Source organism: Spirochaetota bacterium, from assembly GCA_017999915.1.
Lineage (GTDB): Bacteria > Spirochaetota > UBA4802 > UBA4802 > UBA5550 > RBG-16-49-21.
Map to the genome: position 1 here is coordinate 173,400 of JAGNKX010000007.1, position 26,095 is coordinate 199,494.

The window sequence follows — 26,095 nt, forward strand, 5'->3', positions numbered from 1 at the left end:
GACCGCGCTTTCATTGTTCCTTCGGCGACCGTATCACTTCACCCATATTATCTTGTCAAAATTCCTCACGCCCTGCTGCTGAATGAAGCTCTTCCATTTGCCGCTTACGGCCGCGCCGGCGAGGTCCGCGTTCCGGAAATGAGCGTACTGGACGAGGCCGTTCCGGTCCATGATTTGATTTATAACGGTCATATCGGAGCCTTCCGCGACGCCGGCCGTCATCAGCGCGTCACGCACGTCGGCGCCGCTCAGGTCGGCGTCGTATAAATAGGCGCCGACGAGGTTTGCCTTCCTTAAAACTGCGTTCCTGAGATGCGTGTTCCTGAGATTGGCCCCGCGGAGGTCCGCGCCGGTGAGATCGGCTGCGCTCAGCTCGGCCTCCCTGAGGTCGGCGTTAACGAGCCGTGAGTTTTTAAGATTGGAGAAACTGAGATTGGTCTTAACGAGCCTGGCCCTGGCGAGGTTTATGTTTTCGAGGTTTGTGTTATAGAAATCCATCCCGGAGAGGTTGATCCCTTCGAGTTTTTTGCTTATGAATATCCTCCTCACTATGAAGCGGCGGCAGTCTGTCGCGAGCAGTGCCGACAGGAGGAGCAATGTCACGCAAAGTAAAATCTTCTGTGGTATCAGGGGCGGTTTCATATGTCGCGGATCGTTTTAATCGTTCTTGAATTCCTTAAATGATACGTGAAAAACGTATTAGTCAAGTATTATTATTAGCAATTACGCAGCGGGATTTGGGTAGCAGTCGTAAATTAGGGGTGCATGGGCCATCCCGCTCGTCCGCCTCATATAAGCAGAGCCAAATGCGACCTCCTGTCGCGGCTCTGCACTCGGACATCCTGTCCAGCGCAGCTTGTTGACTCGGCGGAATCGGCGACATCCGTCGCTGCTACTGCCAGGATGGCAGTAGTGTCGCGAAGGGCATGGAGGCCCGTGAGCGACCTCGCTGGGATGGCTCCATGCCCCCCCCCCTAAAATTATACTGCTACCCGGGATTTGCCGTTTAAGTAAATTTTCTTGACATTATTGATATCAGGGGATGAAAATTAACCCAACATCTGTAAGGAGTTCCATCATGGAAGAAGAAAAAGTCGGCATCATTGTCAAGTATTTCGCCAAGCCCAATGTGGCCGCCATTGAATTGACCGACGGCTCGCTGAAAGTCGGGGATACCATCCGCATTCATGGCCATAGCACCGATTTTCAGCAGCAGATCGATTCTATGCAGATCGAACACGCCACAGTGACAGTAGCTGAAAAGGGCGCGTCGATAGGCATCAAGGTCAAAGACCGCGTCCGCGAACATGATGTCGTCTATATCGTGAAGTAGGCGGGCTTTATACTCTTATACAGAATCCAAGAATTCTGCCGGGGGGGAACTATGCGGAAAAACGCCCCGGATACCTGCAAATAGATATCGATTCCTCGCAGCTTTCCTGTTATAATCTTGAACCTTCCAACCAGTACCGGCCCTGATTTACGACTGCTACCCCTGATTTTCAGCGTTTAAATTATAAAAAAAGCTTGCTTACTTCTGCGAATGGTATTACATCAATGTTGTATTGAGCCATTGTGCGCTTGAGATGCCGACCGCCAGATATACAGGAAGGGGGTTTTGAGTGAACAGCGTTTATAAAGTCATAGAAATCATCGGGACCAGCGACACGTCCTGGGAAGACGCGGCTAAGAACGCCATAGAAACCGCATCTAAATCCTTAAAGGATATACGGGTCGCGGAAGTGAAGGAGCTTGATATCAGCGTCGACAACAACAAGCTTGTCTACCGCATCAAGCTGAGATTATCATTTAAGTTCGTGGATTAATAGTATATGCTTGTTTACGGGATCCTGTGAGGAGAGATCGTTGCCATCACGGTTTTCCCTGCAGGTATGTCCGGTGTTGCCGGTATGGGGCAGCAAGGAGATAAGCAATAATACGCGCGAGAAGGTGCGCCATGGGGTTGTTCGATCAGATTACTGAAATCGCAAAAGGCCTGGGAGGCCAGAAGGGCGCCAACCAGGGACTGCTGGAAGGGGTCGCGGACATGCTGAAGGGGGGCGGCCTCCGAAACGTCGTTGACACCTTGATGGGCAGCGGCCTTGAAGACGTCGTAAAATCCTGGGTGGGAACGGGAGGCAACAAACCGATCAGCGTCGAGCAGCTGAAGAGCGCCCTCGGTCCCGAGAAGCTCGAGGAGCTCGCCTCACGGGCCGGCATCCCGGCGGACCAGGCGTCAAAGGTGCTCAAGGACATCCTGCCGGACATCATCGACAAGCTGACGCCGAACGGAAAGGTATCGGAATAGCGTGATATCCGCAGGTGCGGGGAGGATCATCATAGGACATGATACATACCGGTCTTGACCGTCTCCTCGCCAGATCCGATACGCTGAGAAACAGAAACGTAGGGTTGATCGCGAACCATACGTCCGTCAACAACGCCCTGAGGTACAGCTGGGACCTCCTGAGCGGCGAAGGCGTCGAAATCAGAAAGATCTTTTCGCCGGAGCACGGCCTTTTCGGAACCGAACAGGACCAGGTCCCCGTTTCCGGCCGTATCGATTTCCCTTTCGACATCATCAACCTGTACGGGGAGACCGGCGATTCGCTCGCGCCGGTCCGGTCCCATCTCGCCGGGCTCGATTGCGTCCTGTTCGACATACAGGATATCGGAACGCGGTATTATACCTATGTGAACACGATGGTATTGTTCCTGAAGGAGCTTCATTCGCAGGACATCGAATTGATGGTCCTTGACCGCCCCAATCCCCTCGGCGGGAACGCCGTGGAAGGCCCTGTTTTAAAAAAAGGATTCGAATCCTTCGTGGGACTGCTGCCGGTGCCGGTGCGGCACGGGCTCACTGCCGGGGAGCTTGCCCGCCTCGCCGTTGACTATTTCAAGCTTGACGTCAATCTCAGGGTGATCGAGATGACCGGGTGGAGCCGCGACATGTTCTACGATGACACGGGTCTGCCCTGGGTCCCGCCTTCGCCGAATATGCCGACCCTTAAAACCGCCTTTGTGTATCCCGGCATGTGCCTGTTCGAGGGCACCAGCGCGTCGGAGGGGAGGGGAACCACGACGCCCTTCGAGATGATAGGCGCGCCGGGGGTCAGCCCCCGGGACCTCGCGGATCGCCTCAATGAATGGGATCTGCCGGGCGTTTATTTCAGGCCGGTATATTTTAAGCCGACGTTCAATAAATTCCGCGGCGAAACCGTCGGCGGCGTGTATATTCACGTCACTGACCGGGAGATATTCAGGCCTTTTCTTGCCGGTATCGCCCTGGTATGCGCCCTCCGCGATATGATGCCCGGGTTCCAGTTTTTATCAGGCGTATACGAATTCAACGACAGGCATCCGGCTTTCGACCTCCTCGCCGGCGGCTCGGTTATCCGGGAAATGATATGTGAGGGTAAGCCCCTTGATAGGATAGAGGCCCTGTGGGAGAAAGAGGAAAAGGTCTTCGCCGGCATTACCGGGGAATATCACATCTATCCCCAATAGCCGCTCATCCGCCTGAACGCGTTATTCCTTCGTGAGGTCCTCGATTATCTTGAGGGATGAATGCGTGCAGGTCATGTCGTCTTTATAAAGCGTGTCAATGATGATGATGATCTCGGTGCGCACGTTTTTCTGGATGATGAAATAATATTCCCCCGCCAGCTTGCGTACCAGGTCGATTCCCCGGCCCGTTTCCGAAATCAGGTCCGTGACGTCCTCCTGCGTTTCCCACGCCCTGTCCAGCAGAATGTTCTGTTCGATGACCTTGTTTATGCTGTCCAGGATCTTCATCCGCGACAGCTTCCCGTTGTAGTCGTCAATGGCTATACCGTAGGTGTGCTCGGACCGGCCGAAATAGATGTCCACGAACTCGTCATCATCGAGCTGTACGGCGATGCGCAGCTTTTTCTCGTCAGTGAGCCCGTGGGAATGATACACGGCGTTGATGACCATCTCGTTGAGGATAAGCGTCATGGTTGTCTTGTTTTCGATCGTGAATCCCCAGCGCTCTATTTCCTGGATAATCAGTGCGACGGCCTTCTTGATCTGTTTCGAGGCGGTAATGCGTATTTTTTTCGTCTCGATGATGCCGGGTATGTAATTGTGGAGGCCGAAGATGTTTTTCTTTGTTATGAGCTTATCCGCGAGATTGAGGATCTCTTCTTTCCGGAAGGGCTTGCACAGGACGTTGCCGATCCCTTCCTTGAAAATTACGTCGAAAAAGGTGTCAATGTTACGGTCGGTCGTCATAATCGTCGGGATATAAGGATAGGCCTTCTGGATATAATTGTACAGGTCGAAGGCGTTGTCTCCCGGCAGCTCGACTTCCGATACGACGAGATCGAAGTCGATGGACTTCAGCTTTTTCATGGCGTCATAGGCGGACTCGCATAATTCAACGCTATAGCCTCCGTCCCTGAACATTTTCACCAGGGAGTCCTTCATTATGGAAAAATCAACGATTAGAACATTGTACATGCCGGCAATCCACCTTTTGAATCTGCAATTAATTGGCCGCACAATTGATTATTGTGCAACAAAAATATGGAAAAAACTACAGAAAATGACTCCTTCTGTCCGAAAATAATATTGAAATAATGGATTCAGCTGATATTATATAAAGGAATGGTATTACGCATCCGCCGATTGGGCGGGAATGAATATACCTCTAATGGAATAAGGAACGAGATAATTCTACAGCAATGTAACTGACAGAGAGTGGAGGACATGATGAAGAAAGCAATGATAATGGCGGCGTGCGTGATTCTTTCGGCGGCTATCGCCGGGGCGCAGGAAAAGGAGAAGAAGGGAAGCGACCAGGAATATAAATTGACCTCTCAGACCCTTGACCAGCAGGGCTCGGAGCTCGATAAGCAGGTCACGAACTACTCGGCCAGAATGGCCGACATCATTAAAAAATATAACCTTCTCAAGACGACGGGCATCAGGATAATTCCCTACCAGACCACCTACGCCCAGGGCCAGGATTACATCGAGATGGAAAAATACAGCTTCATCAAGGACGACATATATAACAAGGATGTCGTCGGCGTGCAATCGAGGAAGATCAAGCTCTACACGAACGGCGATACGCTTTCCAAGATCGAATCGGAAATATATGACCATTTCTACTGGGCGGGTACTTCGAATATCGTTCGTATCACCGATCCCAGCCCCACCACGGATGGGACCGATGATATCGTCTTCACCCATATCGTGAACGGAAGGACCTATCTTGAAAACAAGAAGCTTTCTGAAATAAAGAACACCACCGCCTATCCGATACGCAACGACCTGAAAAGGGAGTTCCTTGTGCCGCATATGTCATACTTCATGAATTCGCTGCTGTTCATCGCAGAAGCGTATTTTAAAGGGATGAAAGACGCCGAAGAAGGCATGACCGAGTACTTGAAGAAAGCGAAAAAATTCTAGTACATTGATATACTTTAATCATGGAAGAGAAGAAGGCTGTCCAATGCGACAGTCTTCTTTGTTTTCGGAAGCCTTTTGATTGATGGCGGCTGCCAAGGTATATGACCGGTATACATAAAATTGTTGACACTATTTGATATCAAATATGTTATTCCAAACAATTGATTATACGGCAGTATCCGATTCCGGCATGGGAATCCTGTTGTTAAACCGAGTTGAAAATAATCTATTATTATCCTACTGAAATAAACCGGAGAATGTTATGAAACTTTCTGTCATCGGCACCGGCTATGTCGGTCTCGTTACCGGCACCTGCTTCGCCGACATGGGAAACGACGTGTGGTGCATCGATATAGACGAGAAGAAAATCCAGGGCCTGAAAAACGGCATTTTGCCGATTTACGAGCCCGGTCTCGATGAAATGGTGAAGAGGAATCATACTGAGGGAAGACTCAGGTTCACGACGAACCTGAAGGAGGGTATTTCAGAATCGATGTACGCCTTCATAGCCGTGGGAACGCCCTCCGATGAAGACGGGTCGGCTGACCTTCAGCACGTCCTCGAGGTGGCCCGCCAGATAGGCAGGTGCATAGAGAAATACATCGTTATCGTCGACAAGTCGACGGTTCCGGTGGGCACGGCGGAAAAGGTGCGACAGGCCGTCAGGGAAGAGCTTGAGAAGAGGGGAAGGGGTGACATCGCCTTTGACGTTGTATCCAATCCCGAGTTTCTCAAGGAAGGGAACGCAGTGGAGGACTTTATCAGGCCGGACCGCGTCATCATCGGCGCGGACAACAGCCGGTCCGCGGACCTGATGCGGGACCTCTATTCGACCTTTGTCCGCAAGGGCGACCGCGTCATGACCATGGACATACCTTCCGCTGAACTGTCGAAATACGCCGCCAACGCGATGCTGGCGACGCGGATCAGCTTCATGAACGAACTCGCTCACCTGTGCGAAGCGTCCGGCGCAAACATCGAGAGCGTGCGAAAAGGCATCGGTTCTGACAGCCGGATCGGCAACGCCTTCCTGTACGCGGGCATTGGGTACGGCGGATCCTGTTTCCCCAAGGACGTCAAGGCCCTTATCTATACGCTGAAGGATTTTGGTTTTGACGCCAAGATATTGAGCGCCGTGGAGTCGGTGAACAAGGACCAGCGTACTTTCTTTGTGAACAAGATTGTCGGCCACCTGGGAGAGAACCTCGAGGGGAAAAGTTTCGCGGTATGGGGCCTTGCCTTTAAGCCGCAGACCGATGACATGCGGGAAGCCCCGGCCATTGATATCATCACCGAGCTGAGAAAACGCGGCGCCTCTTTCAAGGCTTATGATCCCATCGCGGTGGAAAACGCGCGGAAGGTCATCGGCGATGAGAGAATCGAATACGTGAAAAACAACTACGATACGCTGAAGGGGGCCGACGCCCTCCTGCTCCTTACGGAATGGCATCACTTCAGGAAGCCCGATTTCGACAAGATTAAGTCGCTGATGAAAAAGCCGGTCATCTTCGACGGAAGGAACCAGTATGAGCCGGATAAGATGAAGGAGCTGGGGTTTACGTATTATAGTATAGGCAGGAATTAAAACCACCCAAGTTTATACATGACATCTTGACTCATCCAATTGAGGGGCGCATGTTGCTCCCGCTCACCCGCCAAAATAGTACGTCCTGTACTATGTCGGGCGGGGGCATCCTGCCCCCTGTGAGCGTGAACAACTCGCGCCCCTTATTTCATTATCATAATAAGATCCTAATATAGCATAATTATTCTTTATACCCGCAAATTAAACAACCTCATCGCGTTTGCCGTTGTATGCTCCGCCACCTGTTCGACCGTATCCCCCGTGATCTCCACCGCGGCCTCAAGGCTGTAAAGAATATAGTGAGGCCTGTTGATCTCGCCGTGCTTCTGGACCGGCGGGATATCGGGGCTGTCGGTCTCCAGGAGGAAATGCCCTGGGTAGATCCTCTTCATGACGGCTGCGCGTTTTTTACTGTTGCGGTAGGTGAGGGTGCCTCCCATGGAAAAGGAGAGGCCCAGCCTGATGAGCTCGTCGGCGAGCTCGGGGCTTCCCGAGAAGGAATGTATGATGCCGCCGGCGCGCAGCGGGCCGCCCTGCTTGAGCGACAGGATCAGCTCGTTGAAGGCGCCGCGGCAGTGTATGATCACGGGAAGGTCGATCTCCCTGGCAACGGAAAGCTGGGCCTCAAAAAAATCCAATTGCCTGTCGAAGGGCACCATCTCGCTTTTCCTGTCGAGGCCTATCTCGCCGATGGCGACCGCGCCCAGGTCCCGGGCGGCGTACAGTCCCTGGATCGCGTCCCGGTAGCTCTCCCGGATATACCAGGGGTGGATCCCCAGGGCGCATTCCACCTCGGCATAGCGGTCTGCGATGCTCCGGGATAACTCCCACTGGCCAGGCGTAATCGACGAGGTTATGAGCTTGACGATGCCGGCGCAGCGGGCCTCGTTGATGACACGGTCAAGATCATTGACGAAATGATCGCTTTCGAGATGGCAGTGGGCGTCGACCAGGTTCATGGATCATTCACCGATTATCTTAACCAGGACCTTCTTGGGCCTCATGCCGTCGAATTCGGCGTAATAGATCTGCTCCCAGGGACCGAAATCGAGCTTGCCCCCGGTAACGGCCACAACCACCTCCCGTCCCATGACCGACCTCTTGATATGGGCGTCGCCGTTATCCTCGCCGGTGCGGTTGTGACGGTATCGGGAGACAGGCTCATGGGGCGCGAGGCCCTCAAGGAAATCATCGAAGTCCTGGATGAGGCCGCTCTCGGCGTCGTTGATGTAGACCGAGGCGGTGATATGCATGGCGTTCACCAGGCAGATTCCTTCCCGGACGCCGCTTCGTATGACAAGGTCTTCGACGGTATCGGTAATGTTGATATAGTCACGGCGCTTTTTCGTATTGAAGGTAAGGTGTTCTGTCAGAGATTTCATTGCCAGCTCCTTGCCCCATTCGTTGAGGGGAGTATATCATGGACAAATTCTAACATGATGTGTTTGAATCATGCAATTAAAATTAGATCGATTACGGCATTTTTTGATTTTTTATGGGGCCTGAAAATTGTCAGCCCTGACACATGAAAAAATGCTGTTAGATAAATATTTTAATTGAATTCTGACCAATATTGTCCACCATGGTTTTTGTTTTGTCACCCGTTAAGGGCAACCGCCCTTAATAAAACTGTATCCTGTTAAGATGATCTCACCGGTATTGTTAAACTATTGACAAGAAAATGCCGGATCAAATGTAATAGTTGCTTTCAACAAGGAGCGAATAGTTGCAGACACAGGTTCTAGTTATCGGCGGCGGCGCCACCGGCACGGCTGTAGCCCGCGATCTGGCTTTGCGCGGCGTGCAGTGCATCCTGGTGGAAAAAGCCGACCTCAATGCCGGAGCGTCCGGAGGGAACCACGGCCTTCTCCACAGCGGCGGCAGGTACGTTTCCAACGACCAGGAGGCGGCGCGGGAATGCAAGCTGGAAGGCGATATCATAAAAAAGCTGATGCCCCAGTGCGTCGAGAATACGGGAGGCCTCTTTGTCGCCGTTGAAGGGGATGACGAGAAGTTCATCGCTGACTATCCCTCCTTCTGCGCCCAGTGCGGAGTCCCCTGCGAGGCCATATCGCCCGAGGAGGCGCGCGACCTGGAGCCGACCCTTTCCGAAAGCGTCATCGCCGCCTACAAGGTAGAGGACGCCTCGGTCGATCCTTTCAAGCTCACGCTCCTCAACATCAACCAGGCCATTTCCCTCGGCTCGCGGCGACTTCGCAGCACCAGGGTGATCGGTTTTGATATACAGGATAAAAAGATACGGCGCGTGCTGGTCCGAAATGTCAATACCGGCAATGAATTCCATATTGAGGTCGAGCAGGTGGTCAACTGCGCCGGCGCCTGGGCAAACCAGGTCACCGGTCTTGCCGGCATCGAGATTCCGATCCAGTATTCCAAGGGAACCCTCCTTGTCACGAACGACAGGATCAACTACCGCATCATCAACCGTCTCAGGCGCCCGTCCGACGCGGACATCCTGGTGCCGGGCGGCACCGTATCGATCATCGGCACTACCTCGACGCCGGTGGAGGACCCGGATAAAATTTACCCGACCGTGGAAGAGGTGGACCTGATAGTCCGAGAGGGCGCTGTAATGGTCCCGGTGCTTGAGCGGAGCCGTTTCGTCCGGGCCTACTGCGGCGTGCGGCCCCTCTTTGGCAGGGGAGGCGGCTCCGACGGGAGGAGCATCAGCCGCGGCTTCGCGCTCCTGGACCACTCAAAGGAGAACGTGGACAACCTGACGACCATAACCGGTGGCAAGCTCACCACCTTCAGGCTGATGGCCGAGAAGACCGTCGACCTGGTCTGCCGGAAAATGGGGGTAACCGCCCCCTGCCTGACCGGGACCGAGCCGCTTCCGACGACCACCGGCGGCCAGTGGACCGAGCCGGGCATATCCCCCAAGAGATGGATGCGCTCCCACGAAGAGGGCGATATGATGATCTGCGAATGCGAGATGGTCACCAGAAAAGCCATCGACGAGATCATCGAATCCCTGAAAAGTCACAATGAGAAAGTGACGCTTGTCGACCTCTGCCTGAGGACCCGCCTCGGCAGGGGCGCCTGCCAGGGGGCCTTCTGCGGCATGAGGGCGGCCGCCTACCTGTATGAGCGCGGCGAGTTCACCGGCCGGGAGGGGCTCATCAGTATCGGGAAGTTCTTCCAGGAGCGCTGGAAGGGAATACACTCCATTCTCTGGGGCGACCAGCTGATACAGGCGGAGCTCATGGAATCGATCCATTGCGGCCTCTTCGATGAAGAGCTGCACACACAATCCAGTTGAGGAGCGCTGACACCGCATGGCACTGCCGAAATCACATAATTACGATCCAGCCCATGTCTTTGACGTCATGGTCATAGGCTCCGGCATAGCCGGCATGGCCGCCTCGCTCTTCGCCGTCAACCGGAAGCTTTCCACCGTGCAGGCCGGGAGCGCAGGCGGAACGCTCTTCACCAGCGGGCTCTTTGACCTTCTTTCTGTGTACCCCATCGGGGAAAAAAGGCTCTGGGAAAATCCCTGGGAAGCCATTGACGCCATGCGCCGCGACGGCTCGAGACATCCCTACGGCCGCATCTCCAACGAAGACATCCAGGTCTCCTTCGATGAAATGATATCCTTTCTCGGCGCATCGGAGATGAAGCTGCGCTTCGACCAGAACCGCAACCTCAAGGTGATCACCTCCATGGGCACCATCAAGTACAGCTACTGCGTCCCGGAATCGATGTGGCACGGCGTCGAGGCCTACGAAACCAAGGCCCCGTGCCTTATCGTCGATTTTCACGGCCTCAAGGAGTTCGGCGCCCGCCAGATCGCCGTCACCCTGAAGGGGGAGTGGCCTTCGATCCGCACGCTGCGCGTCGCCTTTCCCGGCACGGCGGGACGCGACGAGATCTACGCGGTCCATCTCGCCCGTGACCTGGAGCTGTCGGAAACGCGCGAGGCCCTGGCCCGTCTCATAAAGCCTGAGCTCGGGGACGCCAGGTTTGTCGGGCTCCCGGCGGTCCTCGGCATTAAAAGGACGTCCGTCATCACGGCCCATCTTTCGAAGCTCCTCGGCGTCCCGGTCTTCGAGATACCGATGATGCCCGCTTCCGTACCCGGCTTCAGGCTGAAGGAGATCTTCGACTCGGAGCTTCCTCAGAAGGGGCTCCTACGGCTCATCGACAAGCGGGTGGAATCGGTCAACCGCTCCGAAAACGGCAATTTTCTCCTGAACATAGGGGGCAACGACCAGTCGCAGATCATCCAGGCGCGGTCGGTAATACTGGCCACCGGCAGGTTCATGGGCAAGGGGCTCCTCTCCGACCGGAAGGGCATTTTCGAGCCCCTCTTCAATCTGCCGCTTCACCAGCCCGCTGACAGAACAGCATGGCACCATGAGCGGTTCCTTCACCCGGCCGGTCACCCGATCAACAGCGCCGGCGTTGAGGTCGACGGCCTGTTCCGTCCCGTTGACGGCGAGGGGAAGCCAATCTATGAGAATCTTTTCGCGGCCGGGACGATCCTGGCCCATCAGGACTGGATGAGGATGAAGTGCGGCTCCGGTCTTGCCATAGCCACCGCCTACGCTGCGGTCAACGCCTTCATTGAGAATTTTATGAAAACATCCGCAAGGGAAAGCGCGTAATGGCAAAGACCCTGCTCGAATCGACGTTTCTTTTTGTGTGTCTCTACATAGCCCTGGCCGTATGCGCCGGTGGCATCCTGTTCCGCGTGGGGCGGTGGGCCGTCTCGGATATCGGGCCCCGGGCCGGCATCATCCCGGTATGGAAGCGCCTGGCCGCCGCGGCAAAGGGGTTTGCCGCAACGGTCTTCAGCCTCAGGTTTTTTCTTTTCTTCAAGGCCCTTCTCCTGGATGTCATTCTCCAGGCCAGGATTCTTAAAACCGACCCGCTGCGGTGGATCATGCACATCTGCCTCTTTTTCGGGTTCACGCTGCTTCTCCTCATGCACGCCCTTGACGAGCTGGTGACCAAGAAATTTTTCCCCGAATATTTCTCTACCCTTGACCCCTTCCAGTTGCTGCGAAACATCTTCGGGCTCATGGTGATCGTCGGCGTGGCCATAGCCATATACCGCCGCGTGCGCCTTCGCGCCCCGATGCTCGTCACCAGGTACGCGGACCGGTACGCGGTGGCCATCCTTGCCGTAATCATGATAAGCGGCTTCTTCGTGGAGGCGTCGAAGCTTGTTTCCGAGAGCGTATTTAACAGGATGATGAAAGAGTATTCCCCGGCCGGCGGCCCCGCGGACGAGGTCGCGGTCAAGGCCTACTGGTCCAGGGAATACGGCACGGCTTTCGCGGATTTCGCGGTCACCATAACGCCGGAATTGCTGGAGAAGGGGAGGCAGCTCAACAGCGAAAGCTGCGCGTCCTGCCATGCGCCGGCCAGATCGGCGTTCATATCGTACCCCCTTTCAATGGTCATAAGGCCGGCGGCCGTGCCGATGGACAGGATCAAGGCTGACATTATCATTTATTACATCCATGTTCTGGCCTGCTTCATAGGCCTTGCCTATCTCCCCTTCAGCAAATTTTTCCATATCATCACCGATCCCCTCACCTTGATCGTGAACGGCATGTCCGATAAAAAAAAGGTGAACCTGGCGGCCGCCATGCCCCGGAGGGCCATGGAGCTGGACGCCTGCACCGATTGCGGCGCCTGCAGCCGTCACTGCTCGGTGGCGCCGGTGTACCGCATGACCGGCAACGAGGAGATCCTGCCGTCCCGGAAGATGCGCACCGTCAGGTCCCTCTGCTCCGGGAAAGCCATTGAGGCCGGCGAACTCCGGAAGATATCGGAGGGAGCCTTCATCTGCACGTCCTGCTTCAAGTGCACCGAGGTCTGCCCCACCGGCATCAACCTGCAGGACCAGTGGGCGGCCTCCAGGGAGCTTCTCGCGGAAAAGGGCTATCCGCTGCCCCACGTGTGGGTGAAGCGGTTCAGCGCCTCGGAATGGTCCGACCGGATAAAGGTCAGGGACGCGTCGCTGGCCCGTGATGTCGATACGATCAAGGGGCGGTATTATAATCTTACGGCCGATTCCAACGTGTTCGCCCCCTGCATCCAGTGCCAGACCTGCACCAACGTGTGCCCGGTCGTGGCCGCCCGGACCGACCGGGAGGACGCGGTGGATATCACGCCACAGAAGATCATGAACCTTCTACGGCTGGGCCTTAACGACCTCGCCATGGGATCGCGGATGGTCTGGGACTGCGCCACCTGCTACCAGTGCCAGGAAAACTGCCCCCAGGGGATAAAGGTCACGGACATCATTTATGAGCTTAAGAACAAGGCATACGAGCATTTTAAGGATATTGACCGGACAGGCGATACTACTAAGGACGACGATTCCTGACCGGAGGCGTGACCGCTGGAACAGGAAAATCAGGATACGGGATATATGAAATTCGCGTTTTTTAAAGGGTGCAAGATACCATACTACCTCAGCCAGTATGAAACATCGACCAGGGCCGTGCTGAAACCCTTCGGGGTCCGCCTGGTGGACCTGGATTTCAACTGCTGCGGATATCCCAACAGGGACCTCTATTTCGAGTCCTTTGTCCTGTCAGCGGCGAGGAACCTCGCCCTGGCGGAAAAGAAAAGGCTCGATATCGTCACTCCCTGCAAGTGCTGCTACGGCAGCCTCAAGCACGCGGAGCACTATCTCCATGAAAACGAAAAGCTTCGCAGGGACATCAACGCCGAGCTGGCGAAGGAAGGCCTGTCATGGAAGGGCACCATCAGGGTGCACCACCTCCTGACGGTGCTCTGCGACGAGATCGGCCTGCCGGCGATATACGCAAGCATCGTCAGGCCCCTGGGCGGCCTCAGCGTGGCGGCCCATTACGGGTGCCACGCCCTGCGGCCCAGCAACGTGGTCCACTTCGACGATCCCCTTGCCCCGTCGATTTTCGAGGATCTCATATCGGCCACCGGGGCAAAGCCGGTGGATTGGCCCCGCCGCCTCGACTGCTGCGGCAACCCCCTCCTGGGGAAGAACAACGCCATATCCCTCGCCCTGATGAGCGCGAAAACGGCGGACGCCGCTGAATCCGGCGCCGACTGCATCTGCACGGCCTGCACTTATTGCCAGATCCAGTTTGACGCGGTGCAGAATGCCGAGACTCCCGAGGAGCGGAAATCCTCTATGGTGCCGGCCATCCTCTACACCCAGCTCCTCGGCCTGAGCATGGGCCTGCACGAGAGGTCGCTGGGCATCAGCAAAAACGTCCTTGCCATCGAGAAGCTCGGCCCGGCGTGGAAGCTTCTGCCCGGGGCGTTCTGACCATCAGTGAACATCCGGCTTGGGTTCGTCCGCTGAAGGGTGAGAGCCCTTTTTCTCCAGTATGCGAGTGAGCTCGTTCTTATCGAAGTGGTACTTTTTCATACAGAAGGTGCAGGTTATTTCCGCTCCGCCGTCCTCGTCGATCATTTCCCGCAGATCCTCCCGGTGAAGGCTCCCCAGCATGGCGCGGATCATCCTCCTGTCGCACCGGCAGGACGCCCGCACCGGGCGCGAATCGAGGACCGTCAGCACTTCGTTGTTGAACAATCCCTTTAACACGTCCCGGATATCCTCTCCCTCCCTGAGTCTTTCGCCGAGGGACCGCTTCATCGACGCGATGTTCTCCTCGACCCTGGCGATTGATTCCTCCGGCGTGCCGGGAAAGGTCTGGATGAGGATACCCCCCGAAGAGGTGATGGCTCCCTCACGGTCAAGGGTCAGGGCTATGATGACCGCCGACGGGACCTGTTCCGAGACAGTGAGATAGTAGGCCACGTCTCCCGCCACTTCGCCGGTGTGAAGGGGGATGACGCTGGTATAGGGCTCCTTCATGCCGATGTCCCTGCGCACGGTGAGGAAGCCGGCACCGATCGTCCTGGAGAAGCTGAGCGCCTCCAGCGAGCCGTTCATGTCGGGCTGCGGGTTTGCCACGTAGCCCCTGATGTTGCCCCGGGCGTCCGCCTGGGCGTGGATTTCCCTGATAGGGCCGCTTCCCTCGATCTTTATCAGCAGGCTCTGGTCGGAATCGGGCTTGAGCATTGCGCTGAGGAGAGCCGCGGCCGTCACGGTCCTGCCCAGGGCCATGGTGGCGTTGGGCGATGTGTTGTGAAGGGACGTGATCTCTCTTGCGACATTCATCGATGTCACGGTGTAGGCCCTGAGGTTCAGGCGCTCGCAGATCATTCGTGTAAGCAGGTCATTGTTCATAGGCTTGATAAATACATGGTGTCAGATAATTCATTGATTTACGCCGGTCCCGGGAATTATGCTTATTTTTCCCCCAACCGCCTGCATCCCCTCGCCGTATCGGAGCAGGATGTGCCGCACCGCTCGGTGACCGAGGGACAGCATGATTCTATGATACCATCCCATTTTTTTTCAGAAAGGGAATAGTTGAGATAACCGCTGACAACGCATTCGTATACCGCCCGGACCTTTTCGGTCCTGCGAGGGGTGTAATCATCGCCGGGGATTATTTTATTCTCGTCAATAACGAAAAGCGCCTGCACGGTATAAGGGGCTTTTGTGCCAAAATTCTCGGCCGGGTCTTTTTTTATTATTTCGAATTTTTCCACAACAACATTATTTTTCTTCAACCCGTATTCGTTTCCGAAGGCATTCCTGAGTATCCTGGCCGCTTCATCATCACTGACGGGCGGTACGGTGCTCACCGTTCCCAGTTCCCTGCACATGGTGCCGATGTGGCAGTCGTCCGTTTCCTGTTCCTTGTACATGCAGCTGATCTTTACCTGGTCCCATTTCCCGTTCTCGTGTGCGAGGGTCGAGATCATCAGGCATTCATAGGCCGTTGCCGAGTTATAGATTATCTTTTCCAGGTCGGCGTGTATCTTGACCGTCACGCGGAATTCGGGTACGCAGAGGCGCCACGATCCCTTTTTACCCAGGATCGTTATTCCCCGCACGCGGAGGTCGGGATTTGCCCTGGTCATCGCGTCGGTTATGATTTTCTTGATTTCGTCATCCTTCAGGGGGGGATGCTTCTTTTTCGTCCGGGTGACCTGCCTTGATCCGACCTGCATTATATCCAGGAAGATCCATTCGGTCTCGAGCCTGTAAAAATATACTTCCCAGACGTCGCACATGGTGATGCCGCAATCGGTAAGCTTGACGGTAAGGGCCACCTGGTGCGCCTGGGCAGGGACTTCCTGCGCCCCCCTCCGTTCAGTATAATTCCTTATATTGCCGATATAGGTCGCCTTGATTTTCCTGCTCTCCGGGGGATCCTTGTATACGGCGTTGAATTCCTTAAGGACGCGGTCTTTCGTGATTACCGCGGTTTTCGACGCCTCTTTCCTTTTGTCGCCGACGGTCTTAGCCGCGGCCGTCTTCTTCGGCGCCGCTTTATTTTTTTTCGGCGCCGCTTCACCGCTTATTGCAACTAGGGAGCAGGAAATCAGCAATACGCCGAGGACCGAGGCGGCCCGCTTATAATGTGATACCATTGATGCCTCCGCGTGGGCGCTCTGATCCGGGGCGCTCATCGATTATCTGTACATCCGATACTGGACCCGCGGAATAGCGGATCCCCGCAAGGTTGAAACGCTTCTGTAAATAATTGATATTGTCCCTGGCGCTGCCGACGAATTCCTCCGTGTTTTTATCCGGGAGGACCAAGTGAATGCGCCCGTGGGGAGGGACGGTATTTGCCACGAGATAACGGCTGATCAGCTCGGCCATGAGGTCCCTCCTGACGCGGGATTTGACAAGAAAACCGAAGGAGGGATGATAGGGGCCGGCGACAATGTTTTTCGACTGCCCCGGTCCCAGGGGATGGAGGCCTGTGCGGATGATCGGAATGTCATGATCCATGAAAATCCGGTGAAGGTCCTTGCAAAGGTCCACGGCATCCTCCATCGACAGTGGGCTGTATTCACCCGAGGCCCAGAGACGCTCGAGAAATGTTCCTTTAAGGACGACGGCGGGATATATCCTGACCGCCGAGGGGCCCGCCTGCGCGGCGCTGCGGGCGGTTCGCAGGGCGGATTCCCTTGTTTCTCCCGGCAGCCCCGCCATGAGCTGGATTACGAAGTCGAAGCCGTTACGTTTAATGCATTCCACCGCGGCAAAGACGTCATCGGCGCTGTGTCCCCGGCTCGCCGCCGACAGCACCTTGTCGTCAAGGGATTGGACGCCTATCTCGACGGTCGTCACGCCGTACTTTTCAAGAAGGGCCAGCGATTCGTTGGAGATATAATCGGGCCGCGTTGACAGGCGAATTCCGTGGATTGCGCCCGTTTCCAGGTGATGGCGTGCCCGGCGGAGAAAGGATTCCTGTATCTCCTTCTTTATCCCGGTGAAGCTGCCGCCGAAGAAGGCAAGCTCGATCCGCTTCACCGTCTTCCGTACATGGGGCAGGTATCGCAGGACCGTATCGTCGACGATATCCGCTCCGGCTTCGGCTTCGGCAGGGGTCGTGCTCCACTGGTCGCAGAAAATGCAGCGGTGCGGGCACCCGAGATGGGGGATGAATACGGGTATTGTTATCTGGTGCTTGCCCATCGTGATATGGAATAGTTATCTCTCCTGCGCCGATGGCCTCGATCCGGGCTGGATACCGGTCCGTAGCGGAAGCGTGTATTGATAATTCGGCATCGGAGGTTATTAATAATAGAAAAGTGATAATTGGATTTCAAGGATTTTTTTGGTGTAATCCTGATGAAAATAGGGAAACCAATAATGAAAGACGGCCAGGCCGCTTGTAAAGCGAAAAAAATTATTGACAGAGCCGTGCTATAAATTCTAATGCCTCAAAATCGGGAAAACCACCCGATGGCATAAAAGCAGGAGAGATGGCTATGCCGACATATGAATATGAATGCCTGGAATGCAAGAACAGATTCGAAGTATTCCAGTCTATGAGTGATGAACCTATAACGAAATGCGAAAAGTGCAGCGGTAAAGTTCGTAAGCTGTTCGGGACAGCCGGCATTATTTTTAAAGGGTCCGGGTTCTACGTCAATGATTACAAGAAGAACGGAGAAATGAAGAAACGGGCCGGGAAAGGAAACGATAGTTCGGAGGCGGCATCCTGTCCGGCCTCCGGTACCTGCGCCGCGGGTTGTTCCGGGGGATCTTCGGAATAACCGCAAAGTCATGCCGATGCCGTATAGCCTTGCACGTGTCACCCCACCCAAAAAAACGCTCCCGCGACGGAGCGTTTTTTTATATCCTCTCGATGCTATTTCTTTGCTTTTGCCTTCCTGATCATCTGCGCCTTTTTCTGCGAATATATGGACATGAGATATTTCTCGATGTTGAGGATGGCCTGGCCGGTGATTTTTTCATCTTTGACCTTCTCCCCGGCGAGGGAATCGGCGAATTCGCGGATTCCCTCGGGCGACTGGATTATATCGGGGTTCACCATTAAATATTCCATGTCGGGGATGAGGTACTGCTGGCTGCGGATGGGGTAGAGCACTTTCCGCGCGTTGTAAATGGGTATCACTATCTTGAGGTTGAGTTTCCTTATGTCGTTGATGATAATCTCGATGTCGGCTTCATTGGCCGGCAGCAGGTCTATGTAGTTGGAGAGTACGATCAGCTTCGCGTTGCTGTTCTTTATCTTGAATACGATGCTCTTTGCCTCGCCCCTGGCCAGGGGGCGGTACTGTTCCGTCTCGTTCTCGGACAGGGAATCCCGCTCAATCGCTCCGGAAATCGGTTCGTCCTTTTTAGGCGCGAAGAGGGACATGAAAAAATCGGATATGGCTTCGATCAGCGACCGGCGCTTGCGGGCGGCTCTCTCCTCTCTATCAACGGCCGTTTCCTTGAAGTAGCTGTTCTGGTAATTATCGTACTCATCGATGATCCGGTGCATCTTTTTCATGCTCTCGTCCTTGTCCAGGACGGCCCTTGCGTTGTCATCGGACAGAAGAAGGTTCCGGCCGGCGTTGCACAGGAGGTTCATCTCGTCGAAAATCTTTTCCCTCTCCGAATGGCTCATCTCCATGAGCACATCCGGTTTTTCCAGTATCAGGTCGTGGAGCTCCGTAAGCCTGGGGAGGAGAAAGGCCCCGTCTATGAGATAGATAATGGCGTCCTCGTCCCGGAACTGTATGATCTTTTGCCGGGGTCCGTTTTCCTCGACCCAGGAGAGGAGCCGTTCTTCGGCAAGCTGATTGAATACCGATGATACAGCCGATGCCGCGCAGATGCTGTTTTCCCTGATGTACGCGACGATGTCGTTGCCGGCGGTTATGATGGGATCTATCAGCGTTTCGACCTTGAGAATGCAGGACCTGAGGGAATTGAAGTTTTTCACTTCCGTCAGCTCGCTGTCCGAGAGGGACAGGTAGAGGTCTTGCAGAAGAATGTTCAGCAGGTAGTCGAGCTTGGTGTCGGTATAATCGCTGAATTCCGTGTTGAGGATCCCGAAGTTCTTCAGCCTTCGCAGGATGGGCGCCGAATGGTTGGCGATGACCTTGTTGATTTTTTCGAGCGTCATGGTCTTCCGGACGGAGTCGTAGTTGTCATGGTGAAAGCAGTAGTCTTCGGCGATTTCCATGCTCTGCTTGTTCATCGAGAAATGCTTGTAGGTGAAAACCGTTTTCCCGAGCTCCAGCTTGATCACCTGCGACAGGAGAGCGCGCTCCCTGGTTTTCTTCAGCAGCTTGGTAAGGTTGAATAGCCGGAATTGGCTTATGAGGGTCAAAAAATGATCGCATGAAACCTCGTTCCTCTCACCCTGGAGCTTGTTCATGTCGTCATTGCTGATGAGCACGGTTAGTTCGCGGGTTTCGTTGATCGATAATTTTTTAGAATCGGGATCCACCTCGAACGAAAAGGTGATGATCGGGCGAACCTCGTCGGGGTAGTTTTTCAATAGAATGTCGACGAGATTCGTGATGATCTTGTTCCTGGCGATGGTGAAGGGAATCTTGATGTTCCGCGATGTCTTCAGGTCGTCAAGTGTCATGAGGTGCCCGATCCCTGTTTTGAGGACATTGTTTTGGAACGCCATTATCTCGTTAAGGACCTCGAATATATGAGGCTCACGGGCTATATGCGCATGAAGGAAGGGGAATCGCTTGTCCTGAATGTTCTCTTTTACCATAGTATGAAATTTGGGGGTGCGCAGCACCGGGGGTCATTTCGACCGAATACTAATAATGATAATAGTTGAATTGGGCGAACAAATTTTGTCAATTCTTTTAAGGAAACCCCGAAAAATCAAAAGGGTGCTCACTGGCCGTGAATCATCGGCACAAAACGCACATAGGTTATGGTACGCTTGATAACCTTGCCGTTCTGCCTGGTTATTTTCACCAGTTCCTGCGAATATTCCCCTTCAGGCGCCACCAGGATGCCGCCTTCGCCGAGCTGATCGATGAGGCTCTGGGGAATTTTAGGGGGCGACGCGGTGAGTATTATTACATCAAAGGGAGCCTGGTCGGGCCAACCGAGATAACCGTCGCCAATACGGACCTGGACATTATCGTAGCCCAGCTCCGAAAGCTTCCGTCCTGCGCTCTGGCCGAGGGGAGCCACGACCTCAATGCTGTAGACCTGCTTCGCGAGGAGGGAGAGGACGGCCGCCTGGTACCCTGACCCGGTTCCTATTTCAAGGACCTTTTCCGTGCCGTCGAGCTCGCACAGCTCCGTCATGAGGGCGACTATATAGGGCTGGGAAATTGTCTGGCCGTGCCCGATGGGAAGGGGATGGTCCTCATAGGCGCTGGTGACATGGTGTCCGGGGATGAACCTGTGCCGCTCAACGCTTCTCATGGCGTCAAGCACCCGCTTGTCGCTGACGCCGCGGGCCTCGATCTGGTCTCGTACCATGAGCTCACGTAATTTTTCCATGGGCATGTCTCCTTTGCTTCGGCAAGCGGCCGGAATTAGCAGCATAATGACAGTCAAATAAAGTAACGTGTGAAGCATAACGGACAACTTAATTAATATTATCGCGTGACCTCTGAAAAATATCAAATAATATATTTATAAAAAATAGTATTGAAATAATATGCGATATCTTGGATTATTATATTTTTAAGGCCCTTTTATCGTTAGGCGGCCGGGTGAGCCTGTTTCCTCAACTGAATAATCCGCCTGATAATTGGACCTGCTTAATAAAGTAGCGAAGATTCTTATTTATTTCAAGAAAATTAATTGCATGTAAGGTCGTTGGCCGGTGGAGGACTTGAACGGTGGCTAAGAAAACAGTAAAAAAGACAACAAAGAAAAAGACGGTCTCCAAATCAAGGCCGAAGAAAGCCGCCGCGTCACCACCCGCCGCGGCTCCCCGCAGGGCGGAAAAAGGGAAAAATCCCCTCTATGTATTGATCATCATGGCGCTGGTGACCGCGATAGCACTCATGGTTAACCGTTATTCCATGCGCGATGAAGGCGTTAAAAACAAGCATAAGAAGAACCCGGTCCCAATCAGCGGCGAATCGAAGGATCAAAAGGACGAGGGGGAAACGCGCGAAGAAAAAAAGAAAGCCCCTGAAAAAAAGGTGAAAGCAGAGAAGACCGAGAGAATCGAGAAGGCCGAAAAAGCCGAGAAGCGCGAAGGGACGGAGAAAAAGGAGGGGGCGGAAAAGCCGCCCGCGGAAGAAGTAAAGGTGTATTTTGTAAAACTGAACGAGAAATCGGAAAAGATGTACCTTGCCCCGGTAACAAGGACCGTCAACGGGGGTTCCCTTCTTGAAAACACCATGAAGGAGCTTATCAAGGGACCCACGGCTGCTGAAAAAAAGAAGGGACATCTCACGGCGGTGCCCTCCGGCCTCAGGGTGAACAGCGTGAAGATAAAGAACCGTTCCGCCGAGATAGATTTTAACGGCGCCATCGAGCAGGGCGCCGGCGGGAGCATCCTGATCAACCGCATTGACCAGATAGTGTACACGGCAACCCAGTTCCCGAACGTGAAGAGCGTTGTCATCAAGATCAACGGAAAGCAGAGGCAAACCCTCGGGACCGACGGCCTTTCCATCGGGGGACCGTTGCACCGGAGATAGCCATGGACTTGCTGGAGATAGAAATAAAGTCGTATTGTGACGACCATGACGCTGTAATCGAAAAGGCGCGGACCCTGGGCGCCAGGCGCGGGAAGACCCTCCGCGAGAGGGACCTCTACCTGAACCACCCGGGCAGGGATTTCCGGAAGACCGATGAGGCACTGCGCCTGCGGCAGGTCGGCGACGAGGTCGTGCTGACCTACAAGGGCCCCAAGCTGGGGGCCGTCTCGAAAACGCGCCGCGAGGAAGAGGTCCCGGTGGGGAGCTTCGAGAAAACCCTCGATATTCTCACGCTTCTCGGCTTCATACCGTCGGGGACTGTCGAGAAAGATCGTGAGATATATACCCTCGGCGACATCGAGATATGCATTGACAGGGTCGATGGTCTTGGTAATTTTGTGGAGCTTGAATTGAAGGGAACGGACCGGGAGCGCGTCGAGAAGGAGCTCTTCCGTATCGCAGGGGAACTGGGCCTGGACCGGTTCGAAAGAAGATCGTACCTTGAATTGAAATACCTGGGAACGGGCGCCTGATGCGGGGTATCGCGCCCGGGCGCTTTATATCGAGATCTGTCGAGGGTAATGATGTTTAATCGCAATCAATCAAAGGAGCTTGAAGACGCACGGGAGCGGCTGGCTTCTCTTGAAGAAAAGAACAAGCAGCTGCGCACCCTTATCGAGATCAACACCTACATCGCCAACTCCCTGGAAAAGGAGGAGGTGCTGAAGCGGATATTGAACCAGACGAAGATCCTCCTCAATTGCGAATCCAGCAGCATCCTCCTCGTGGACCGGGGCCTGAAGCTGCTTAACTTTGCCGTGCTGAGCAGGGACGAGGAGGGCGACCTGTTGAAAGATGCCGGCCTTCGCATGGGCGAGGGCATCGCGGGCACGGTATGGCAGAACGGGATACCCATCCTTATAAACGACGCCCAGAACGATCCCCGGTTTTCCGACAGGGCCGACAAGTTGATCAAGAATACCACGCGGTCGATAATAGCCGTCCCCCTTACCGTCAACGGCGAGATCATCGGCGTCATCGAGGCCATTAACAAGATCTACGGCGGCTTCTCCATATTCGACATGCAGGTGCTTCAGTTCGTATCGACCCAATCCGCCATAGCCATCAACAACGCCGACCTGTACAACAAGGCGATCCGGGACGGCATGACGAAGCTCTATATCGGCAAGTATTTTCGCGAGCGTCTCCAGGAGGAATGGAACCGCACCAGGAGGAAAAACCACAACCTCTCGGTGGCCATCTTCGATATCGACAATTTCAAGGGGATCAACGATACCTACGGGCACCAGGCGGGGGACCGGGCCATCAAGGAGATTGCGACGGTGCTGCTCAATAACTGCCGAAATATCGACATCCCCTGCCGGTACGGAGGGGAGGAATACACGGTCATCCTCCCCGAGACGGGCAGCGCCGAAGCCTTCGTTTTCGCTGACCGGATACGGTCCGTCGTGGAGAGCCTGAGACTCGAATACGACGACGTGACCATACGCTTCACCATCTCCGGGGGCATCGCCGCGGTGCCCGAGCTCGAAGCCAACGACCCGAGCGAGCTTATCGAGATGGCGGATCTAGCCCTTTACCATTCCAAGAAGACGGGCAGGAACAGGGTATCATTCTATGATCCAAAGGTGGTGGAAAAGAAGGGGACCTGAGGGCTACCGGAGCTGGTAGCCTTTTTTATTGAGCGCCTCGATGGTGCCTTTCTGCAGCTTCTCGATTTCTTCCGGCGTCAGGGTCCGGTCCTTTGAAGCGAAGACCGCTTTCAGGGAAATGGATTTCCTGCCTTCAGGGATGGGTGAACCCTCGTAAATGGATACGACCTCAACGCTCTGAATAAGCTCCCTGTTGACCTTGGCAATGAGCGAGCAGAGATCCCGGGCGTAGACCTGGCGGTCAGCCAGGACGCTCACCTCAAATGGAACTTCCGGGTACTTCTGGAGCTCCACGAAGACCGTGTCCTTCCTGCGCGCGCCGTATATGATGGAGAGGTCGATGTCGAACAGGGCGGCGGCGCCGCTGATGTCGAAGGCGGCCATGGTGTCGGGATGCAGCTCGAAAATGCAGCCGGCGGTTTCCTTGCCGACCATGACGACCATGGACCTGCCCGGATGGGCGTAGGGCGGCAGGGCCTTCTCCTCCGGGACCAGCGAATAATCCGCCACCTGTAGCTTTGCCATGAGACCGGTCACCACCTCTTTCCCCCCGTAGAAGATCGGCGTGTCCGTTTTTTTCATGAACAGGGCGCCGGTGACCATCGTTTTTTCCTCCGCCAGGTCCGCGGACTTCCTGCTTTTCTTCAAATAAACGCGGCCGAGCTCGTAAATGCGGAATTCGTCGGAATACCTGCTGTTGAGCTTTATGTTGTTTACCGTGTTGGGAACGAGGCTCCTCCTGAGACGGTCCTGCTCCTTCGACAGGGGATTGCGCAGGAACAGCTCCAGGTCCTCGTTGATCTTCAGCCTGTTCAGAGGGTCCTCACCGGTGAAGGAATAGCCGCTCACTTCTATCATGTTGTGATGGGTCGACAGGATACCCTTGACCTTCCGTTCGAAGAGGCGGAATTCGTTCTTGCGCGGCGGCGCGCAGGTGACCATCGGCGCGGCCGGCGTGATGTTGTCGTAGCCGTATATCCGCCCGACTTCCTCCACGATGTCTTCCGGTATCGATATGTCCTTGGTGGCACGGTAGCTCGGTACGTCTATCGTGAGCTTCGATCCGTCGCTCTTCAGCTTGAAATCGAGGGACGTGAGGATCGAGGCGATCCTGGCGTCGTCCACCTGCTGTCCCAGGCGCTTGCGGATGAAATCGGCGGAGGTGACGATGGATATGCTTTTCTGCTTCACCGGGTAGCAGTCGATGATCTCGGAGGCAGCTTCCGCGCCGGGTATGATCTGCCTGATGAGGTCGTAGCAGCGCAGCAGCGCCGGTATCGTGTTCTCCGGCGAGAGGGATTTTTCGAACCTGATGGCCGCCTCGGTGCGGTGGGCGTACCGGTTGGCGGTCTTCCGGATGTTGACCGGGTTGAAGTTGGCCGCTTCAAGGACTATTTCCGTGGTGCCGTCCTCGATCTCGCTGTTGCCGCCGCCCATGACGCCGGCCAGGGCGATGGGGCCCGAGGCGTCGGCGATGACGACGTCTTCGGACATAAGCTCGAAGGTCTGCCCGTCAAGGGTCATCAGCGGCTCCTTGTCGCCGGCCAGGCGGACGAAGATGGTGTTGCCTTTAAGCTTTTTCCGGTCAAAGGCGTGCATTGGCTTGCCGATCTCCGCCATTACGTAGTTGGTGATGTCGACGATGTTATTGATGGGGCGCATGCCGATGGCTTCCACGGCCGCCTTGAGCCATTCCGGCGATTCGGCTATCTTTATGCCAGTCACCACCAAGCCGCTGTAACGCGGCGACGCTTCCGGGTTGAGTATCTTGACCGTGAGCTCCTCCCTGTTCTTCATCGTGTCGAGGAGCGAATAATCTATAACGCTCTTGAAGGGCCGGTTGAAGAGGGCGCCGATCTCGCGGGCGAAACCCTCGTGGCTCCAGAGGTCGGGCCGGTGCGTGATGGACTTGTTGTCGATCTCGAAGCGGACATCCATCCTGAGCGGGTAGAGCTCGCTTAAGGGTGCGCCGAGCTTCGTGTCCGGGGGCATCACCATGATGCCGGAATGGTCGTCGCTCAGTCCCAGTTCACGCTCCGAGCAGAGCATCCCTTCCGATTCCTCGCCGCGGATCTTGGTTTTCTTGATGGTGCCCTCGGCGAAGACGGTGCCCACCGTGGCAAGGGGAACGATGTCGCCCTTCCTGTGGTTCGGGGCGCCGCACACGACGCGGTATTGCCTTGTTCCGGCGTCGAGGTCGACAAGGGTGAGCTTGTCCGCGTTGGGATGCGGCTTTACATCGAGAATCTTCGCCGCGTATATGGTTTTGAAGTGGGTATTGACATGCTCGACGGAATCAATCTCGGCGCTGGACATGGTGATGCGGAGGGCCATCTCCTCCGGGGAAATGCCGCTCGTGTCCACCATCTTGTTCAGTATGTTCAGTGAAAGCCACATGGCCGCGCTC

24 protein-coding genes are annotated in these 26,095 nt (G+C 55.0%); 14 read left to right on the forward strand and 10 right to left on the reverse strand.

Annotated features, from left to right (window positions below):
• Nucleotides 1-33: 33 nt before the first annotated feature.
• Nucleotides 34-642 (reverse strand): pentapeptide repeat-containing protein, encoded by a 609-nt coding sequence (locus KA369_12040; protein MBP7736697.1) that lies wholly within the window; start codon nucleotides 640-642, stop codon nucleotides 34-36.
• A 436-nt stretch (nucleotides 643-1,078) separates the two neighbouring features.
• Here KA369_12040 and KA369_12045 point away from each other — a divergent pair, with 436 nt between their 5' ends.
• The 4 genes from KA369_12045 to KA369_12060 all read left to right on the forward strand — a co-directional run bounded on the left by KA369_12045 (nucleotide 1,079) and on the right by KA369_12060 (nucleotide 3,510).
• Nucleotides 1,079-1,333, forward strand: a complete 255-nt coding sequence (locus KA369_12045; protein MBP7736698.1) for a translation elongation factor-like protein — start codon at nucleotides 1,079-1,081, stop codon at nucleotides 1,331-1,333.
• A 289-nt stretch (nucleotides 1,334-1,622) separates the two neighbouring features.
• Nucleotides 1,623-1,826 carry a dodecin domain-containing protein gene (locus KA369_12050; GenBank protein ID MBP7736699.1) on the forward strand — a complete coding sequence of 68 codons (204 nt, stop codon included), beginning with the start codon at nucleotides 1,623-1,625 and terminating at the stop codon, nucleotides 1,824-1,826.
• 131 nt (nucleotides 1,827-1,957) lie between these two features.
• Nucleotides 1,958-2,308 (forward strand): DUF937 domain-containing protein, encoded by a 351-nt coding sequence (locus KA369_12055; protein MBP7736700.1) that lies wholly within the window; start codon nucleotides 1,958-1,960, stop codon nucleotides 2,306-2,308.
• A gap of 38 nt (nucleotides 2,309-2,346) precedes the next feature.
• Nucleotides 2,347-3,510: a DUF1343 domain-containing protein gene (locus KA369_12060; GenBank protein MBP7736701.1), complete on the forward strand. Its 1,164-nt coding sequence runs from the start codon at nucleotides 2,347-2,349 to the stop codon at nucleotides 3,508-3,510.
• Between the two features lie 21 nt (nucleotides 3,511-3,531).
• Here the strand turns inward: KA369_12060 and KA369_12065 are convergent, their stop codons facing one another.
• A complete protein-coding gene (locus tag KA369_12065) occupies nucleotides 3,532-4,485 on the reverse strand; it encodes a response regulator (protein ID MBP7736702.1) in 954 nt (317 codons plus the stop codon).
• A gap of 252 nt (nucleotides 4,486-4,737) precedes the next feature.
• Here KA369_12065 and KA369_12070 point away from each other — a divergent pair, with 252 nt between their 5' ends.
• Together KA369_12070 and KA369_12075 are read left to right on the forward strand one after the other, a co-directional pair.
• Nucleotides 4,738-5,439: a hypothetical protein gene (locus KA369_12070; GenBank protein MBP7736703.1), complete on the forward strand. Its 702-nt coding sequence runs from the start codon at nucleotides 4,738-4,740 to the stop codon at nucleotides 5,437-5,439.
• Between the two features lie 262 nt (nucleotides 5,440-5,701).
• Nucleotides 5,702-7,024, forward strand: coding sequence for a UDP-glucose/GDP-mannose dehydrogenase family protein (locus KA369_12075; protein ID MBP7736704.1), 1,323 nt, complete (start codon nucleotides 5,702-5,704; stop codon nucleotides 7,022-7,024).
• Nucleotides 7,025-7,212: 188 nt separating this feature from the next.
• On the opposite strand, the gene KA369_12080 is transcribed toward KA369_12075, so the two are convergent.
• Both KA369_12080 and KA369_12085 read right to left on the reverse strand, forming a co-directional pair.
• The gene (locus KA369_12080) at nucleotides 7,213-7,983 is read right to left on the reverse strand and encodes a TatD family hydrolase (GenBank protein MBP7736705.1); all 771 of its coding nucleotides are present in this window, start codon (nucleotides 7,981-7,983) and stop codon (nucleotides 7,213-7,215) included.
• Nucleotides 7,984-7,986: 3 nt separating this feature from the next.
• On the reverse strand, nucleotides 7,987-8,406 hold the full coding sequence (locus KA369_12085) for a secondary thiamine-phosphate synthase enzyme YjbQ (protein ID MBP7736706.1): 420 nt from the start codon (nucleotides 8,404-8,406) through the stop codon (nucleotides 7,987-7,989).
• A 344-nt stretch (nucleotides 8,407-8,750) separates the two neighbouring features.
• Here KA369_12085 and glpA point away from each other — a divergent pair, with 344 nt between their 5' ends.
• Genes glpA through KA369_12105 form a run of 4 tightly spaced genes read left to right on the forward strand, consistent with a single transcriptional unit; the run spans nucleotide 8,751 to nucleotide 14,315 of the window.
• Nucleotides 8,751-10,307, forward strand: a complete 1,557-nt coding sequence (glpA, locus tag KA369_12090; GenBank protein MBP7736707.1) for an anaerobic glycerol-3-phosphate dehydrogenase subunit A — start codon at nucleotides 8,751-8,753, stop codon at nucleotides 10,305-10,307.
• A 16-nt stretch (nucleotides 10,308-10,323) separates the two neighbouring features.
• On the forward strand, nucleotides 10,324-11,652 hold the full coding sequence (glpB, locus tag KA369_12095; protein MBP7736708.1) for a glycerol-3-phosphate dehydrogenase subunit GlpB: 1,329 nt from the start codon (nucleotides 10,324-10,326) through the stop codon (nucleotides 11,650-11,652).
• The gene (locus KA369_12100; GenBank protein ID MBP7736709.1) at nucleotides 11,652-13,385 is read left to right on the forward strand and encodes a 4Fe-4S dicluster domain-containing protein; all 1,734 of its coding nucleotides are present in this window, start codon (nucleotides 11,652-11,654) and stop codon (nucleotides 13,383-13,385) included. The genes glpB and KA369_12100 overlap by 1 nt, the downstream gene beginning before the upstream one ends.
• A gap of 45 nt (nucleotides 13,386-13,430) precedes the next feature.
• Nucleotides 13,431-14,315 carry a CoB--CoM heterodisulfide reductase iron-sulfur subunit B family protein gene (locus KA369_12105; GenBank protein ID MBP7736710.1) on the forward strand — a complete coding sequence of 295 codons (885 nt, stop codon included), beginning with the start codon at nucleotides 13,431-13,433 and terminating at the stop codon, nucleotides 14,313-14,315.
• Nucleotides 14,316-14,318: 3 nt separating this feature from the next.
• On the opposite strand, the gene hslO is transcribed toward KA369_12105, so the two are convergent.
• From hslO to KA369_12120, 3 genes are all read right to left on the reverse strand, one after another.
• A complete protein-coding gene (hslO, locus tag KA369_12110; protein MBP7736711.1) occupies nucleotides 14,319-15,242 on the reverse strand; it encodes an Hsp33 family molecular chaperone HslO in 924 nt (307 codons plus the stop codon).
• A 62-nt stretch (nucleotides 15,243-15,304) separates the two neighbouring features.
• Nucleotides 15,305-16,498, reverse strand: a complete 1,194-nt coding sequence (locus KA369_12115) for a hypothetical protein (protein MBP7736712.1) — start codon at nucleotides 16,496-16,498, stop codon at nucleotides 15,305-15,307.
• Nucleotides 16,482-17,555 (reverse strand): radical SAM protein, encoded by a 1,074-nt coding sequence (locus tag KA369_12120; GenBank protein MBP7736713.1) that lies wholly within the window; start codon nucleotides 17,553-17,555, stop codon nucleotides 16,482-16,484. The genes KA369_12115 and KA369_12120 overlap by 17 nt, the downstream gene beginning before the upstream one ends.
• A gap of 296 nt (nucleotides 17,556-17,851) precedes the next feature.
• Between KA369_12120 and KA369_12125 the strand changes: the two genes are divergently transcribed.
• Entirely contained in the window at nucleotides 17,852-18,139 is a 288-nt protein-coding gene (locus KA369_12125; protein ID MBP7736714.1) for an FmdB family transcriptional regulator, read from the forward strand.
• A 95-nt stretch (nucleotides 18,140-18,234) separates the two neighbouring features.
• On the opposite strand, the gene KA369_12130 is transcribed toward KA369_12125, so the two are convergent.
• Both KA369_12130 and KA369_12135 read right to left on the reverse strand, forming a co-directional pair.
• Nucleotides 18,235-20,016 carry a hypothetical protein gene (locus KA369_12130; protein MBP7736715.1) on the reverse strand — a complete coding sequence of 594 codons (1,782 nt, stop codon included), beginning with the start codon at nucleotides 20,014-20,016 and terminating at the stop codon, nucleotides 18,235-18,237.
• A 221-nt stretch (nucleotides 20,017-20,237) separates the two neighbouring features.
• The gene (locus KA369_12135; GenBank protein MBP7736716.1) at nucleotides 20,238-20,936 is read right to left on the reverse strand and encodes a protein-L-isoaspartate(D-aspartate) O-methyltransferase; all 699 of its coding nucleotides are present in this window, start codon (nucleotides 20,934-20,936) and stop codon (nucleotides 20,238-20,240) included.
• A gap of 266 nt (nucleotides 20,937-21,202) precedes the next feature.
• Between KA369_12135 and KA369_12140 the strand changes: the two genes are divergently transcribed.
• Genes KA369_12140 through KA369_12150 form a run of 3 tightly spaced genes read left to right on the forward strand, consistent with a single transcriptional unit; the run spans nucleotide 21,203 to nucleotide 23,688 of the window.
• Nucleotides 21,203-22,015 carry a GerMN domain-containing protein gene (locus KA369_12140; GenBank protein MBP7736717.1) on the forward strand — a complete coding sequence of 271 codons (813 nt, stop codon included), beginning with the start codon at nucleotides 21,203-21,205 and terminating at the stop codon, nucleotides 22,013-22,015.
• A gap of 2 nt (nucleotides 22,016-22,017) precedes the next feature.
• Nucleotides 22,018-22,548, forward strand: a complete 531-nt coding sequence (cyaB, locus tag KA369_12145) for a class IV adenylate cyclase (protein MBP7736718.1) — start codon at nucleotides 22,018-22,020, stop codon at nucleotides 22,546-22,548.
• Between the two features lie 51 nt (nucleotides 22,549-22,599).
• Nucleotides 22,600-23,688, forward strand: coding sequence for a sensor domain-containing diguanylate cyclase (locus KA369_12150; GenBank protein ID MBP7736719.1), 1,089 nt, complete (start codon nucleotides 22,600-22,602; stop codon nucleotides 23,686-23,688).
• Nucleotides 23,689-23,691: 3 nt separating this feature from the next.
• Here the strand turns inward: KA369_12150 and KA369_12155 are convergent, their stop codons facing one another.
• The gene (locus tag KA369_12155; GenBank protein ID MBP7736720.1) at nucleotides 23,692-26,085 is read right to left on the reverse strand and encodes a phenylalanine--tRNA ligase subunit beta; all 2,394 of its coding nucleotides are present in this window, start codon (nucleotides 26,083-26,085) and stop codon (nucleotides 23,692-23,694) included.
• Nucleotides 26,086-26,095 lie beyond the last annotated feature (10 nt).

What these genes read in the sequence shown, in the direction of transcription:
- KA369_12040 (MBP7736697.1), bottom strand. Translation starts at nt 642, where the DNA reads ATGAAACCGCCCCTGATACCACAGAAGATTTTACTTTGCGTGACATTG.
- KA369_12045 (MBP7736698.1), top strand. Translation starts at nt 1,079, where the DNA reads ATGGAAGAAGAAAAAGTCGGCATCATTGTCAAGTATTTCGCCAAGCCC.
- KA369_12055 (MBP7736700.1), top strand. Translation starts at nt 1,958, where the DNA reads ATGGGGTTGTTCGATCAGATTACTGAAATCGCAAAAGGCCTGGGAGGC.
- KA369_12060 (MBP7736701.1), top strand. Translation starts at nt 2,347, where the DNA reads ATGATACATACCGGTCTTGACCGTCTCCTCGCCAGATCCGATACGCTG.
- KA369_12065 (MBP7736702.1), bottom strand. Translation starts at nt 4,485, where the DNA reads ATGTACAATGTTCTAATCGTTGATTTTTCCATAATGAAGGACTCCCTG.
- KA369_12070 (MBP7736703.1), top strand. Translation starts at nt 4,738, where the DNA reads ATGAAGAAAGCAATGATAATGGCGGCGTGCGTGATTCTTTCGGCGGCT.
- KA369_12075 (MBP7736704.1), top strand. Translation starts at nt 5,702, where the DNA reads ATGAAACTTTCTGTCATCGGCACCGGCTATGTCGGTCTCGTTACCGGC.
- KA369_12080 (MBP7736705.1), bottom strand. Translation starts at nt 7,983, where the DNA reads ATGAACCTGGTCGACGCCCACTGCCATCTCGAAAGCGATCATTTCGTC.
- KA369_12085 (MBP7736706.1), bottom strand. Translation starts at nt 8,406, where the DNA reads ATGAAATCTCTGACAGAACACCTTACCTTCAATACGAAAAAGCGCCGT.
- glpB (MBP7736708.1), top strand. Translation starts at nt 10,324, where the DNA reads ATGGCACTGCCGAAATCACATAATTACGATCCAGCCCATGTCTTTGAC.
- KA369_12100 (MBP7736709.1), top strand. Translation starts at nt 11,652, where the DNA reads ATGGCAAAGACCCTGCTCGAATCGACGTTTCTTTTTGTGTGTCTCTAC.
- KA369_12105 (MBP7736710.1), top strand. Translation starts at nt 13,431, where the DNA reads ATGAAATTCGCGTTTTTTAAAGGGTGCAAGATACCATACTACCTCAGC.
- hslO (MBP7736711.1), bottom strand. Translation starts at nt 15,242, where the DNA reads ATGAACAATGACCTGCTTACACGAATGATCTGCGAGCGCCTGAACCTC.
- KA369_12115 (MBP7736712.1), bottom strand. Translation starts at nt 16,498, where the DNA reads ATGGTATCACATTATAAGCGGGCCGCCTCGGTCCTCGGCGTATTGCTG.
- KA369_12120 (MBP7736713.1), bottom strand. Translation starts at nt 17,555, where the DNA reads ATGGGCAAGCACCAGATAACAATACCCGTATTCATCCCCCATCTCGGG.
- KA369_12125 (MBP7736714.1), top strand. Translation starts at nt 17,852, where the DNA reads ATGCCGACATATGAATATGAATGCCTGGAATGCAAGAACAGATTCGAA.
- KA369_12130 (MBP7736715.1), bottom strand. Translation starts at nt 20,016, where the DNA reads ATGGCGTTCCAAAACAATGTCCTCAAAACAGGGATCGGGCACCTCATG.
- KA369_12135 (MBP7736716.1), bottom strand. Translation starts at nt 20,936, where the DNA reads ATGCTTCACACGTTACTTTATTTGACTGTCATTATGCTGCTAATTCCG.
- cyaB (MBP7736718.1), top strand. Translation starts at nt 22,018, where the DNA reads ATGGACTTGCTGGAGATAGAAATAAAGTCGTATTGTGACGACCATGAC.
- KA369_12150 (MBP7736719.1), top strand. Translation starts at nt 22,600, where the DNA reads ATGTTTAATCGCAATCAATCAAAGGAGCTTGAAGACGCACGGGAGCGG.
- KA369_12155 (MBP7736720.1), bottom strand. Translation starts at nt 26,085, where the DNA reads ATGTGGCTTTCACTGAACATACTGAACAAGATGGTGGACACGAGCGGC.